The 14,328-nt window shown below is 53.3% G+C and carries 9 protein-coding genes; 1 reads left to right on the plus strand and 8 read right to left on the minus strand.

Going from position 1 to position 14,328, the window contains the following annotated elements:
- Nucleotides 1–248 precede the first annotated feature (248 nt).
- Nucleotides 249–1,127 carry a helix-turn-helix domain-containing protein gene (locus tag AC2YIT_RS05930; RefSeq protein WP_487278566.1) on the plus strand — a complete coding sequence of 293 codons (879 nt, stop codon included), beginning with the start codon at nucleotides 249–251 and terminating at the stop codon, nucleotides 1,125–1,127.
- A 93-nt stretch (nucleotides 1,128–1,220) separates the two neighbouring features.
- Here AC2YIT_RS05930 and AC2YIT_RS05935 read toward each other — a convergent pair whose 3' ends face one another.
- The 8 genes from AC2YIT_RS05935 to AC2YIT_RS05970 form a co-directional block, all read right to left on the minus strand.
- Complete coding sequence (locus tag AC2YIT_RS05935; RefSeq protein ID WP_430847358.1) at nucleotides 1,221–1,811, minus strand: hypothetical protein; 591 nt, start codon at nucleotides 1,809–1,811, stop codon at nucleotides 1,221–1,223.
- A 71-nt stretch (nucleotides 1,812–1,882) separates the two neighbouring features.
- Nucleotides 1,883–4,603, minus strand: coding sequence for a substrate-binding domain-containing protein (locus AC2YIT_RS05940; protein WP_487278567.1), 2,721 nt, complete (start codon nucleotides 4,601–4,603; stop codon nucleotides 1,883–1,885).
- Nucleotides 4,604–4,685: 82 nt separating this feature from the next.
- A complete protein-coding gene (locus tag AC2YIT_RS05945) occupies nucleotides 4,686–6,188 on the minus strand; it encodes a glycoside hydrolase family 32 protein (protein WP_487278568.1) in 1,503 nt (500 codons plus the stop codon).
- A gap of 79 nt (nucleotides 6,189–6,267) precedes the next feature.
- Nucleotides 6,268–7,980 (minus strand): RagB/SusD family nutrient uptake outer membrane protein, encoded by a 1,713-nt coding sequence (locus AC2YIT_RS05950; protein ID WP_487278569.1) that lies wholly within the window; start codon nucleotides 7,978–7,980, stop codon nucleotides 6,268–6,270.
- 20 nt (nucleotides 7,981–8,000) lie between these two features.
- Nucleotides 8,001–11,162: a SusC/RagA family TonB-linked outer membrane protein gene (locus AC2YIT_RS05955; protein ID WP_430847366.1), complete on the minus strand. Its 3,162-nt coding sequence runs from the start codon at nucleotides 11,160–11,162 to the stop codon at nucleotides 8,001–8,003.
- Between the two features lie 32 nt (nucleotides 11,163–11,194).
- Nucleotides 11,195–12,109 carry a carbohydrate kinase family protein gene (locus AC2YIT_RS05960; protein ID WP_487278570.1) on the minus strand — a complete coding sequence of 305 codons (915 nt, stop codon included), beginning with the start codon at nucleotides 12,107–12,109 and terminating at the stop codon, nucleotides 11,195–11,197.
- Nucleotides 12,110–12,133: 24 nt separating this feature from the next.
- The gene (locus AC2YIT_RS05965) at nucleotides 12,134–13,468 is read right to left on the minus strand and encodes a sugar porter family MFS transporter (protein WP_430847370.1); all 1,335 of its coding nucleotides are present in this window, start codon (nucleotides 13,466–13,468) and stop codon (nucleotides 12,134–12,136) included.
- Between the two features lie 194 nt (nucleotides 13,469–13,662).
- A complete protein-coding gene (locus tag AC2YIT_RS05970; RefSeq protein WP_487278571.1) occupies nucleotides 13,663–14,298 on the minus strand; it encodes an NUDIX hydrolase in 636 nt (211 codons plus the stop codon).
- Nucleotides 14,299–14,328: the final 30 nt, after the last annotated feature.

The raw sequence follows: 14,328 nt of genomic DNA on the forward strand, positions 1-14,328 counted from the left end.
TGATTAGGAGTGGCCGGTCTGATAGAATGAAATGGTAAATCCTTGTAATAGTGCTTAAAAAGAGCGTTTATCGGTGTTATATTTTAATTTGACGTTAAAAAGGGTTCAGGAAATTTGGATGCCAACATTTTGCGTACTTGGTTTGTTGCTGAATTTGTACAAAATTATGAGTGATAAGTCCTGTAAGTTAATGGCGGGTTGATAACTTGTAATACTATGTTTGCGTAACTTTTCAAACTTCCCAACCGATGAAAGCGACTTACACGCTGCTGCCGGAATTTGCGCCCTCGCAGAAGCCTTTTGTGGTCAAGAAGATCGTCAGGCCGTATTTTTCGACCGATTTTCACTTCCATAAGGAATGCCAGCTGGTGTACGTGCTTTCCGGCTCGGGTACCCGCATCATCGGTCATTCGATCGAACGGTTTGAGGAAGGTGATCTCACATTCGTCGGTCCAAATGTGCCCCACGTTTGGTATAGCGAATCGAAACCGGACCAACCGGCTTCCGAGGCCATTTCACTGGCACTTTATATTAACCCGGAGATGATCTGCGAGCATTTGAGCGCATTGACCGATACCCAGGGGTTACGCCAGTTTTTCAGGGAATCGGAGCGGGGAATCCGCATTTGCGGGGAAAAAAAGGGGCTCATCATCCACATTTTAAAGCAAATGCTGGCCCAGCAAAATCGCCAGGTAGGCATGCTGGCGTCGTTCCTGCAAATCCTCGATCAGCTGCTCGACCCGGAAGAGCTCGTCTGGCTCAATCTCCCGGACCCTATTGCCAGCTACACCAGCCAGACGTCCGGTCGCGTGCCGAAACTGATGCACTTTATCCAGCAGAATTTCAAGGAAGATATTACCCTTCAACAGGCCGCGTCGGTAGCAGGTTTACAGCTGCACTCTTTTTGCCGGTTTTTCAAAGCGCTGACTAACCGTACCTTCTCCGATTTTCTCAATGAGGTGCGTATCGGATTTGCCTGCAAGCTGTTGCAGCAGTCGGACCTGCCGGTAACGCAAATTGCGCTGGAATGCGGTTACACCAATATTTCCTATTTCAACCGGTGTTTTAAGAAAATCAACAAAATGTCGCCGAAGGAATACCGGAGCGGGAGTATGGCTAAAAACTAAGCTACCCGCCAGGGATTGACGGGTAGCGATAAACGTTATCAGGAACATTACGAGACTACTTGGCCCCAGGCTTGCATGAAGCAAGCGTCGAAATTACAGCGCGGAACTGACGAGGCTTACAATGCTGCCCAACTGCTTCGACGATGCCGCAGCCGCCAACTTGGCCGCAGGGCCTTTTTTGTCAAGACCGGAAACAGTTTTGGTAGCCTCGCCAAGTAACCCGTTCAGTTTGGTTTGGTTGGAGCCGCCCAAAATAGAGCTTCCTGCTTTGATCAGCCCAAGGCTGCTTGTGAGTCCCGCCGCATTGCCCAGCAGGCCGGATTCGCCTTTTCCGAGCAATCCGCTAATGCGATTGGCGCCGATCAGCATTTTTACGGCGTTAACCACCTTGCCCAGCGCACCGCCAGACAGTTTGCCCGACGAAGCCAGCGGGATCATACTTTTAAGGTCGCCAGCCTTGCCCAGCAGCTTGTCTTTCAGGCTGCCATCGGAGGATTTGGCCTCTTTTTCCAAAGCGGAAACTCCCTGGGTAAGCGCGTCAGCCGTTCCGGCTTTGTCTCCTTTTTGTGTTAGTGATACTGCCTTGTCGAGCAGGCTTTCAACTGAAAGGCCTTGCGCAAAGGCGTTGGATGCTCCTGCAAACAGAAATAATGTGGCTGCGAGAGAAAAGAGGAAACGTTTCATAGTGGTTTAATAACAGATGTGTTTAAATGGGCGGCAAAATAGTATTTATCTGCGATACCACCATGTACGTTTCAACTCTTCACCAATCGCCAATCCTTCGGTGACACCCCGAAGCGGGTTTTGAAGACCGTGGAGAAATAGCTCTGCGAGGTAAATCCGGTCTGGTCGGCGATCTCAGCGACGGTCAGATCGGGGTTGCGGAGCAAGGCGCAGGCCTTTTCGAGGCGGAGATTAAGAATGAGGTCGTTGGTGCCGCCGCCGAGCAATGCCTTGGTTTTGCGGAAGAGCTGCACCCGCGACAGGCCCATTTCCTTGCCGATGGATTCCACGGTGAGGGTGGGGTCGTCGAGGCGCGAGACGATGAGCGCACGGAGCTCGTTGACGAACTTCTTGTCCAGGCGGGATAATCCGGTTTCGGTGTCGCCGATGTTCCGGCCAACTTGTGTGGATTGCAGCAATTGTCTGTTAGCCAGCAGGCTCCGCATGCTTTCCTGCAAGAATTGGGGGCTGAATGGCTTGGTCATGTACATATCCGCACGGGCCTGCATACCCTCGACCTGCTGCTCGGGCGTATTTTTGGCGGTAAGCAGGATCACGGGAATGTGTGAGGTGCGCATATCGGCTTTGAGGGCGGAGGTGATCTGCAAGCCGTCCATGCCGGGCAGCATTACGTCGCAGATGACGAGGTCGGGGACGGTGTCGAAGCATTGATCCAACCCAACCTTACCGTCGGTGGCGGTGATGATTTCGTATTGGTTTTGTAAAAGGCCTGTCATGAAACCGAGCAGATCTTCATTATCCTCGATCACGACCAGGGTAGGGAGGTCCTTATGTTCTGTGAGGTCGGTTTGAATGGCCGTTTCCATGCCAGTGTCCGTCCAGGCGACCGATTTTTCGATGGTTCCGACCGTGGGATCAGCGATATCTTCCGGTTGGAAATGAGCGTTCCCAAGCGGTAATGTGACGGTGAAAATAGCACCCTCGCCTTTTTTGCCGTCGGCGGTGATGGTGCCCTGGTGTAATTCCACAAATTCGCGCGAAAGCGGCAAACCGAGCCCCGTACCTTTGATGGAATTTTTGCCCTGGTAAAACATTTCAAATGCACCAGCCATATCGGCCTCGCTGAGTCCCGAGCCGTTATCCTCTACTTTGAATGTCACTTCATCGGCCGAATGGCTGATATGAATGTAAATATGCCCCCAGTCGGCGGTAAATTTAAATGCATTCGAAAGCAGGTTGAACAACACTTTATCCATCATATCGCGGTCGAACCAGACATTCAGCCGGTTGAGCGTGGTGATCAGCCGGAAATCGATCCTTCGCTTTTTCGCGACCTGTTCAAAGGGCAGCATTAGTTCGCTGATGAATGCGACGATGTCGTTTTCCGTAACCTGCAAGCGGATCTTGCCGCTTTCGATCTTGCGGAAATCCATGAGCTGGTTTACGAGCCATAGCAGCCGCTTCGCATTCTTCTGGACCAGGGAAAGGTTCTTTTTAACTGCCGGGCTCTCGTTTTTCTGCCTGAGAAGTTCTTCCACCGGCGCCAGAATGAGCGTCAGCGGTGTCCTAAATTCGTGCGAAATATTGGTAAAGAACCTGAATTTGGATTCGGTCGCTTCCTGCGCTTTTTCGGCGATGTCCTGAATGCGGTTGCGCTGGATGAGGATTTCGGTGTTTTTGGAATTCAGCTCTTTATTGATCTTCTTGTTTTCGATTAACGAATACAATGCGACCGAGCCGAGGATGATCGAAACGATAAACAGGCCAGTCATAACGTACAGTAACCCGCGCTGGGTCTGGTAAATTTCCAGCTGTTCGTCGATCCGCGCTTGCTGGCGTTCGATGTCGTTCTGCTGGGAGATCATCTTGTCGGTCTGCATTTTGATCATCCGCACATTCGACGAATCGATAATAGCCGTTTGAAGCAGGTTTTCTTTCTGATACGGCTGTTTTTGCAGGATGTTCATCGCTACCCGCGCTGCTTCCTCGCCTCCGGTGGGATATAAGGCGGTGGCGGTAATATGGCCGTCATACACCATCTGAATATCCCCGAATTGCCCCGGCAGCCCGTCGACGCCGATCACGCGGATCTTCCGTTCTGGGAAAATTTCATTACAAACCTCCCGGGCGCCCATGGCCATTACTTCGTTTTGAGCGAAAATGAGGTCGAGATCAGGGAAGTTTGGAAGGGCTTTACGCAGTTCTTTTTTGGCAATATCCTTTTCCCATTGCCCATTCAAGGTAGCCACACGCTGGATGCCGGGCCGGGTCGCGAGCGCGTCCACGAGGCCGCGGTGGCGGTCGGAGGCGGGCGAGGAGCGGGGCAGGCCGGTAATTTCGATCATTTTGCCCTTGCCGCCCAGCAATGTACTGGCATATTCGCCCACGGTTTTGCCGACCTGGTAATTGTCGCCGCCGACGTACGCGGTATAGTAAGGCGAAGAAGTGCGCCTGTCAACCACCACCACGGGGATACCTCTTTTGTAGGCCTTTTCGATCACCGGGGTAAGCGGGTCCGATTCGTTGGGTGAAACGATCAGTAGCTGAATGCCGCTCCGGAGCAATTCTTCGATCTGTTTTACCTGCACTGCGCTGTTGGCATGCGCATCCTTGAAAATCAGCTTTGCATTGTTGTGAAATGCGAGCTCGCGCTGCATCCCGTCGAGCATGGCACGCCGCCATTCGTCGTCGCCGGTGCATTGGGAGAATCCGATGATATACGCATCTCCCTGTTTTTCGGCACAGCCGGTAAACAGCGTCAGCAACAGGAAAGCGATCAGCGCGAGTCTCATAGAATAAATTGTATTTCAAATATAATACAAAATAGAGCTGCCGGGGATTACCACCCCGACAGCTCTATTTTACTGCCCGGGGCTACTCGATCGAGGGTTTCAATGTGTTGTATTGTACTTCCTCTATCTGAATGCCTTTTACAGATTTGATACTCAGCCCCGAAAGCGGGGTGTCGGCAAAGAAAATGTCGGTCATCACAGTCAGTCCTCCGTCCGCGAAAAGTTCGACGGAGGCTACGTCGGCAACGAGCGTCAATGCAATCTTGCCATCTTTCGACATTCTCGGGGCGATGTGTTTTTGCCCGAAACCTGCCTCAAAATCAATCTTACCCGATTTGGTACGGTCGATGTAATAGTGATTGCTTGCCTTGTCGTAACCGATCAGGAGCTCATTCCCTTCCTTATTGGAAAGTATGAGTTCGAAATCGCTGGCCGTTGCGGTTTTCAGATCCAGTCGGAACAGACCCGACGCATTTCCGCCCTTAGGCGCGAGGTCGACCGGCGCTTTCACGGCCAGGTTCTTTTTGGAATAACCCTCGCCTTTGATGCCTTCCAGTTCCTTGGCGGGTATGGAAGTCATGTACAGTTCTTTCCCCACGGCTTTAAGGCCCAGTTCGCGGGAAATGGTATTGGCGCTGCGCCAGGGGTCGGTAGGTACCTGGTTGGCATATTGCCAGTTGCTCATCCAGCCCATCAGGAGCGTGCGGTTGCCCGTGTTGGAGAAGGTTACAGCGGCGTAGTTGTCGGCACCCCAGTCGAGCCATTTGGTTTCTTTGGAATACGCGGTGAATGTTTTCCCATCGAAATCTCCGAGGAAATACTGCCCCGCCGAGCCCTTATTGGGGCCGCCGGGGTTGATATTCACGATGAGCACCCACACTTGTTTGCCCTCGTGTGTGAGCGGGAACAAATCCGGGCACTCCCACACACCCCCGTGCGCGCCTGCATCCGCGCCAAACTCGCTTTCCTTCGACCAGCTTTTGAGGTCGGGAGAGGAGTAGAAGGTAATGCGGTCTTTGGTGGCGAGTGTCATTACCCACTTTTTCTGCGGCTCATACCAGCGCACTTTCGGGTCGCGGAAATCGGTAATGCCGGGGTTGGGTAGTACCGGGTTGCCGCTGTATTTGGTCCAGGTAACGCCGTCGTCGAGGCTGTATGCAATGCTCTGGTACTCGTGGCGACCGGTTTTCTGCTTTTCCAAAACAGGGTTATGGTGCGTAAAAATCGCTACCAGCGGCGTTTTCCCATCCTTCCCGAAGCCGGAGGTATTGTTCACGTCGGCCACGGCGCTGCCGGAGAAAATGTAGCCGAGACTGTCGGGATAGAGTGCAATGGGCTGCTCTTTCCAATGCACCATATCCTTGCTCGTGGCATGGCCCCAGTGCATCGGGCCCCAGATTTTGGCCTCCGGATAATATTGATAGAACAAATGGTAGGTGCCGTTGTGAAACAGCATCCCGTTGGGGTCGTTCATCCAGTACGCTTTCGGGGAGAAATGGAACTGGGGACGGTACTTTTCAGGGACGTCCTGAGCTTGTGTTAGCTGCGAAGTTAGCAGGGCGGCGAGTATTAAGAGTTTTTTCATAGTCTGTTTTATGCCACGAAGCCACGAATTAGCACGAAGGCCATTCGTGTATCTTCGTGTCTTCGTGGCATATTTAAATTTAGTAACCAGGATTCTGAACATAAATCCCCTTCGTAAAGCTGATCTCCCGCTGCGGAATGGGCAGGTATTCATCTCTTCCCGCAGTGAATTTGGCTGTTGCGAGGAATGGCCTTCTTACTTTCTCTTTTTCAAGATAAGCATTCAATGTCTGCTCGGCAATGCCCCAGCGCACGAGGTCGAAGAAACGCGGGCTTTCGGTCGCGAATTCCAGCCTTCTTTCCCAGCGGAGCGCCTTTCTGGCATAATCCTGCGTCCACCCGGAAGCAGAATATTCTTTGATATTGTACTTCGAAGCAAAGCTGCCGTCCGTCTTTTTCAACCGTCCGGTGCTCGCCGCCGCGCGTTTGCGGATCTGGTTGATGAGTGGCAACGCCAGCGCGTGCTGTCCTAGCTCGATGTATGCCTCGGCCTGCATCAATAGCACGTCGTCGTAGCGGATAATGTCGATATTTTTGGAGCTGCCGATAAACGGTCCTTCCTTGTGGTACGACTTGCTGGTGGCCAGCTGCTGCTCCTTCATGGTGTGGAAGAAGCCGTACACACCCGGATCACGCACCCAGCTGTTACTGAATGGCTTGGTAGCGTCATATTTGTAGGGGTGTCCGTCGATACCGATGGTATGGTCCACGCGCGGGTCGACTGTTTCGGTGTTGAAATCCACATTTTTGTCATTGAATGTCTCAAAAAGCGGCAACCCGTTGGCGTCGGTGCGGTAAGCATTGGCAAGGTTCTGGCTCGGCTGATGGAAGCCGCAGCAGCCGTATTGCGGCGCGCCATGCGGGTAATTGAGGCCGGTAACGTAGCTGAGGCGGCCTGCGGCGGTGCCGTCGTTGATCGAATACTGGATCGCGAAAATGGATTCGGGGCCATTCTCCGTTTCGGCAATGAAGTTCTCTGCGAAATCGGGTTGCAGGCTGTACTGGCCCGACGCGATTACAGCCTGGGTCAGGGTTACCACCTCCTGCAAACGGTTTTTGTTAATGCCTGTCACTTTGTGGTTGGCATCCTGCTCATAGGCCTGGAAAAGGCGCAATTTGGCCAGGTAAGCGGAGGCTGAGAGCTTGTTGGCCCGGCCGACCTGCGCCTGTTTCTGCGGCAGGTTATCGATGGCAAACTGAAAATCTTCCCCGATTTTGTTCCAGAGCTCGTCGTTGTTGTACCGTACGTTCGACTCTTTCAGAATGTCGTCGCTCGACAGTTTTTCATCGATGTAAGGCACATTTTTGAACAGCATTTTAAGCATAAAATGTGAGTGGCCGCGCAGGAAACGCATTTCGGCGATGCGGGTGGCACGCAGCGGGAATTCCGCGTCGGTCAATGCATTCAGGCTTGTGAGCGCCGCATTGGCGCGGGAAATGGCTTTGTAAAAATTCTCCCAGGTGTAGGGGTGCATCCAGCCGAAGTCGGGACGGGTGAGGTTGTAGTGCTCATAAAAATCGATTTCCGCCACGTCGGACACACCGCCGCCGCCCTTGTAGGCGTCATCCGAGCGCACGCTGCCGTACACCCACATGCTCGTCATGGGACCGATCATTTCGTCGTTGCCGATGCCGGCATAAGCCGCCGTCACGAGCGATTCCGCTGCGGAGGCCGATTTGATATTCTCCGACGACAGCAACCCTTGCGGCTGGTAGTCGAGGAAGTCGTTACAGGAGGTGGTGATCAGCAACGTGCCGCTGGCGATCAGACCGAATAGGTATTTGCTTTTCATAACAATGCGCTTTTTCAGGATTAGAAAGAAATGTTCAAACCGAATGTGAAAGTCCGTGGTATTGGGATGGCGTTGATGTCCGTCCGCTCAGGATCCGGGCCGCTGAACTGCTTTGATTTGATCAGGAACAGGTTTTCGGCCATCAGGTACATCCGCACGCGTTGCAGTTTTATCTTCTGGATCAGCTCCGGATTCAGCGCGTAGCCCAGCTGGATGTTACGCAGTTTGAAATAGGAAGTATTCACATTGAAATAATCCGACGAACGCGTCTCGTTGTTGGCATCGGAAAGCGACAAAGCAGGGATTTTGGAACCTGTATTGGTCGGCGACCAGGCATCGAACACACCCGGCCCTACATTCTCGCGGCCGCGGATGAAGTTGTTATAGAAAGTATAAATATCGAAACCCTTCCGGCCGGCGATGCCTGAGCCGAAGATCGAGAAGTCGAACGACTTGTAGAATGCCTCCACTTTCAAATTGTATTCGAATGCAGGCAGAGTAGTACCGAAGAACACACGGTCGAGGTCGTCGATACGCTTGTCGCCGTTGGTGTCCACATAGCGGATACGGCCCGGGCCTGCGCCTACCTGCGTGGGAGCGGCGTCCACTTCGGCCTGGTTCTGGAAGAGGCCATTGGTTTTATAACCGAACAAATCGAATTGCGAATGGCCGAGGATCGTCTGGATCGCATTACCCGGGTACGCGGCGCGCACTTCTTCGGGCAGGGCGGTGATCTTGTCGCGGAAGCGGCTCACACCAGCCATCACGTTGTAGGTAAAATCGCCTTTCGGACGGGCATAGTAGCCTGCCGAGAACTCAAAACCTCTGTTAGACTTGGCCGCGCCGTTCAATACGCGCAGCTGGCCTTCGCCCACGGCGGAAGCTACCGGCGGAGTGATCAGGATGTCGCTGGTTTTGCGGGTAAAGTAGTCGAACGATCCCTGGATCATACCGTCGAACAGTCCGAAATCGAGCCCGAAGTTCGCTTCATCGGTCGTTTCCCATTTCAAATTAGGATTAGCGCCCTGGATCGACACGAAGCCGGAAGGCAAATTGCCCGTATTGGCGCCGTTCAGGTCGTAGGCGGTGCCGATATTATAGAACTGGTCGAAAAAGCTGTTATGACCGTTCGGGAACTGGGATTGCCGTGCGCCGTAACGTGTATCGTACAATCCAAAGCGGGCGAGGTCACCGATTTCCTGGTTACCAACCCTGCCGACCCCGGCCCGCAGTTTCAGATTGCTTATCTTGGTTACGCCTTTGAAAAACTGCTCTTTATCGATGCGCCAGCCCACCGAAGCCGCCGGAAAAATACCGTACGCGTTCGCGGAACCGAAGCGGGAAGAGCCGTCGCGGCGAATGGTGATCGCGGCCAGGTAGCGGTCCGAAAAGCCATAGTCGATGCGGGCGAACTGCGAAAGCAGCCTGCTGCCCGAGCCGGAGCCGGTCACGTTGGTATTGCCTGTGCCTGCATTCAATACAAAATACTCCTTGGTCTGCACGGCAAAGCCTTCTTTCCGGGCTATTTCAAAATCGGAGTCGTTTTTAATGGCTTCGATACCCGCAAGGAACTTGAAGTGGTTGTTGCCGAGGTCGAGGTTGTAGCGGGCGGTGTTGGACCAGGTTATGCTCAGGTAGCGGTTCTGGTCAATCGTCAGGCTGTTGTTGGCACGGCCGAATGAGCCTTCTTCAAAGGATTGTTCGATGTTTTTGAAGCGGTAGGCCGCATTATCGGCACCGAGGCTGGTTTTGAGGAAGAAGTTTTTGAATGGCTGAATTTCCACAAACACATTACCGAACAGCGTAAGCCGGTGTGCATTGTCCCATTTGTTGATCTCCTGCATGTGGAGTGGGTTGTTGCGGTCGGAGTAACCCGAGCCGATGGCACCGCCCCACGAGCCGTCTTTGGCATATACCGGAATGGTCGGTGCGAGGGTAACCGCCAGGCCGGGCGTGGCAGCCCCGCCAATGTCGGTCGAAGCGAGGGTTTCGTTGGAAGAGGCAAGCTGCATATTCGCCCCGATTTTCAGTTTGCCGTCGAACGCGCTGGTAAGCCCGTTAATGCGCCCGCTGATCTTGTCGTAATCGGTGTAGCGGAGCATACCGGTGTTTTTGTAATAACCCAGGTTGATTTGCAATGAAGAAGTACCATTGCCGCCCGAGATCGTGAGCTCGTTGTTGGTCACGATTCCGGTCTTGTACATTACTTTCTGCCAGTCGGTATCGCCGGCAGGCATGTTGGCGTTGCCACCCACGAGCGGCTGTACTTTTACACCATTTAATATGGGATTGGTGAAGTCTTTATTCCAGTCGAACTGGTACAATGCGCCGTAACCGTCCTCGGGATTCACTTTATCATTCACCGAAGCCTGCCACAATGCCCGTCCGCGATCTACCGCATTCAGCATTTTGAATCGCGCATATTTCTCCGACTGCGTCGAAATGCTCGTATTGAAATCGATATTGATCTTACCGTTGCTGTTCGCGCCGTTTTTGGTGGTGATGATAATCACCCCGTTGGAAGCCCGCGACCCGTAAATGGATGACGCCGAGGCATCTTTCAGCACCTGGATCGATTCGATCGAGTTCGGGTTCAGTCCCTGGAACACCTCCGGGCGCTTGGTAGGCACACCGTCGATGATGTAGAGCGGGTCGGTATTGCCGAGGGTATTCGCACCGCGGATCAGAATGCGGGAGTTGGTACCATTCGGCGAGCCGGTTTTTTCAATATACAAACCCGGCACGCGGCCCTGCAATGCCTGCATCGGGTTACCGGAGCTGATGTTTTTCAAAGGGGCCATGTCCACCACGGCAATGGCGCCGGTCAGGTCTTCTTTTTTGGAAGAAGTATAACCTACTACCACCACTTCGTTGAGGCTTTTCTGGTCGTAATCGAGGGTAACGTTAATAGTCGTCTGATTGCCCACGGCTACTTCCTTCGTTTGCATGCCGATGTAGGAGAACACTAATGTGGCATTTGCATTAGGCGAGATGCTGTAAGCTCCTGAAACATCGGTAACGGCACCATTGGAAGTCCCTTTTTCGAGGACGTTCACACCGGGAAGCGGCTCGCCGTCGATACTCTTGACGACGCCCTTGATCTGCGCCCTGTTTTGCGCGTGGGCGGGCAGTTGCATCACGCAGGCGACCGCGAGGGCCACCAGCAGTAAAATTTTTCTCATAATGTTTTCGATTAAAGAGCGTGAATTGGTAATCAGTGGATTATAGGCAGCATCGACTGCTGTTGAGCATGAATGAAATCCTGAATGTCGGTTTCCGAGAATGCGGGCAAGGCGCCAGCCTTACCGGCTACGAACGCACCGGCGGCGCAGGCAAATTCAAGGGAATCGGAGAGCGAGTGCCCCGTGGCGGTTTGGTACAGAAAAGCGCCGAGGAATGCGTCGCCGCTGCCGATGGTATCGGCCACTTCCACTGTGAAGCCGCGATGCTGATGGAATTCGCCGCCGCCGGTCAATACCATGGCGCCTTCTGCCCCGCAGGTCAGCACGAACACATCCAGTTTGAAACGGTCGAGAATATAGGCCATGGCCTGCTTTTCATCTTCGAAGGTCGTGAGCCAGCCGGTTACTTCGCGCAGCTCATGCTCGTTCATTTTGACAATGCTGGCAAAGCCCAGCAGTTCCAGTACTTGTTCGCGCGAGTAATGCGGAGGGCGCAGGTTCACGTCGAATACCCGTACAGGGGCGGAGCCCAGGTAGCGCAGTAGTGTCTCGCGCGAAGTGCGGTCACGTGCGGCGAGCGTGCCGTACACGAAGAAATCACTTTCGGAAACCTGCTGTGCAGCGGCGGCGTCGAACTGAATGTAGTCCCAGGCCACCGGGTGCAGGATTTTGTAGGTAACCTCGTTGCTGTCTGACACATTGGCCTTGGCAATGCCGGTCAGATGCGTTTCGCCGGTTTGTACCCACCGGGTATCGAGGCCCTGCTCAGCTATGAATGCGAGCAGCTCCGCGCCCAGCTCGTCGTGCCCGACGCGACTGATGAAGGCCACGTCCATGCCGTAGCGCTGCAGGTGTGCGGCGACGTTCATGGTAGCCCCGCCGGCCAGGCGTGCATCAGGTAGCACGTCCCAGAGCACTTCTCCAAAAACAGTCAGTTTCGGTGTCATATGGTATTGTTTAAAGTGGAGATTTTAGTGAAGGATTAATGTCTTTTCGATCTGTTCGAGGGAAGTCCCCTTGGTTTCGGGCATGAGCTTCCACACGAACAGCAGTTGGAGTACCATCATGCCGCAAAAGATCATGAAAGTGTTGCCGCCGCCGAGCGTTTCGGCGATGTAGGGGAATGTGAATGCGATTACCGCCGCCAGCAGCCAGTGCATGAAGCTCCCCATCGACTGGCCCGCAGCACGTACCTGGTTAGGGAAAATTTCTGAGATAAATACCCATATCACCGCGCCCTGCGACAATGCGAAGAAAGCAATGTAAATGAACAGGTATACCGGTACTGCATAGCCGCCCAAGTTACCGCTATAAAATGCCTGTGCTACCAGCCCCAGTGTGGCGATCAACCCGAACGACCCGATGAACATCAGCGTGCGGCGACCGAAACGATCGATGAGGTTAATGGCGATGAATGTGAAGCAGAAATTGACCAAACCCACACCAGCAGACGACAGTAAGGCAGAGCTTTTACCCAGACCCGCCATTTCAAAAATGCGCGGTGCGTAATAGATGATGGCATTGATCCCCGAAACCTGGTTAAAAAAGGCAAAAAGCAGCGCCAGTACCAGGGGTAACTTGTATTGGGAAGAAAAAATGGAAACGCTGCTGTTAGGCTGGGTGCTCGTGTTAGCTGAATTCTGAATGTCGGACACAATGCCGCTCACGTCGATACCGCCATTGGCGACGGACAATATCTGCCGCGCTTCATCGACTCTGCCGCGCTTCACGATCAGCCAGCGGGGGCTTTCGGGGACGAAAAGAATGGCGATCAGGAAAACCAGCGACGGGAACGCCTGCACGCCCAGCATCCAGCGCCAGTCGTTGTCGCCTATGCCCACGAGCAGGAAGTTGGACAGGTAGGCGATGAGAATGCCCAGAACGACATTGAACTGGAACATGGCCACCAGCCGGCCGCGGGAATTGGCGGGGGATATTTCGGAAATATATAATGGAGCGGTAACCGACGAAATGCCGACACCGATGCCGCCGAGGAAGCGAAAAATGAGAAAGGAAATCCAGTCGGAAGCGAGTGCTGAACCGATCGATGACAACAGGTAAAGGACAGCAATGGCGAAGAGCGTGTACTTGCGCCCGTAACGCTCGGATGGGATGGCGCCGGTGAGCGACCCGAGGACGGTGCCGATCAATGCGATGGAAACTGTGAACCCGTGCTGCACCGTAGTGAGGCCCCACAATTGCTGGATCGACTTCTCCGCGCCCGATATGACCGCGGTATCAAAACCGAATAAAAAACCGCCCAGCGCGACTGTGAATGCCCAGAAGATTACCTTTTTGCTTGTCATGATTGTTGAATTAATTTCTGACGAAGCTACCGGCTCTCCGGGCGATCTATTTTAGAATCCGTACCAAATGTTTTTAAATTTTAAATGAAAACGGATTTGTTTTTAACTATTTGTTTTTGAGGTATTTATATCAATTGAAAAAGGAGCTGTTTTTAAATTTGCTTCAAAGTTTTCAGGAAATGTTTCATCACCTTTCAGTCACATAAAACCGGCAAACCCGGATCGGCGGCAAAGGGGAGTAACTCGGCGATCTGGGTATAGGTAACCCGGTTCAGCGACAGGTCCAGTCCGGGCAGCTCCCCGAACTTCATCCAGCTCACGCCGGAAGTTTCATTGGTTTGTTCGAGAATTTCACCGCCGGTAATCCGGCATAGGATGAAGAATTTGTAAACGTACCAGGGTTCTTCGGGGTGGTCGTGCTTGCTTTTGTCAAATACCGCCAGCAGCCGTACCGCTTCTACGTGCAGGCCTGTTTCCTCGAAAACTTCCTTCACGGCCACTTCAAAAGGCGTGTAGCCTACATCCGCCCAGCCGCCGGGCAATGTCCAGCGGTCGTTATCTATTTTTTCCTGCACCATCAGGATCTCGTCGGTACCCCGGAAAATCACCGCGCGGATATCCACTTTCGGCGTCACATAACCGATTTCGTGGGGTAAGAGGCTGATAATCTGTTCAACGGGTGCGTTGCTGATATGGGCGAGCAGGTCGATGCTGATCTGCCGGATTTCTTCGTAACGTTCGCGGTCGTATTCGCCGGGCTGAAAGGCCAGGCCGGTTTGAGATAATGCGAGAATGCGTTTGATAGCAGCCAGCCAGGGATTTGCGGACATGGTGTTTTGAAAATTACCGGGTTAATAGTC

It is taken from the genome of Dyadobacter sp. SRI_021 (genome assembly GCF_057586235.1).

Excerpts from the sequence above, each read along its gene's own strand:
- AC2YIT_RS05950 (WP_487278569.1), bottom strand. The coding sequence starts at position 7,980 with ATGAAAAGCAAATACCTATTCGGTCTGATCGCCAGCGGCACGTTGCTG.
- AC2YIT_RS05930 (WP_487278566.1), top strand. The coding sequence starts at position 249 with ATGAAAGCGACTTACACGCTGCTGCCGGAATTTGCGCCCTCGCAGAAG.
- AC2YIT_RS05955 (WP_430847366.1), bottom strand. The coding sequence starts at position 11,162 with ATGAGAAAAATTTTACTGCTGGTGGCCCTCGCGGTCGCCTGCGTGATG.
- AC2YIT_RS05960 (WP_487278570.1), bottom strand. The coding sequence starts at position 12,109 with ATGACACCGAAACTGACTGTTTTTGGAGAAGTGCTCTGGGACGTGCTA.
- AC2YIT_RS05970 (WP_487278571.1), bottom strand. The coding sequence starts at position 14,298 with ATGTCCGCAAATCCCTGGCTGGCTGCTATCAAACGCATTCTCGCATTA.
- AC2YIT_RS05935 (WP_430847358.1), bottom strand. The coding sequence starts at position 1,811 with ATGAAACGTTTCCTCTTTTCTCTCGCAGCCACATTATTTCTGTTTGCA.
- AC2YIT_RS05940 (WP_487278567.1), bottom strand. The coding sequence starts at position 4,603 with ATGAGACTCGCGCTGATCGCTTTCCTGTTGCTGACGCTGTTTACCGGC.
- AC2YIT_RS05945 (WP_487278568.1), bottom strand. The coding sequence starts at position 6,188 with ATGAAAAAACTCTTAATACTCGCCGCCCTGCTAACTTCGCAGCTAACA.
- AC2YIT_RS05965 (WP_430847370.1), bottom strand. The coding sequence starts at position 13,468 with ATGACAAGCAAAAAGGTAATCTTCTGGGCATTCACAGTCGCGCTGGGC.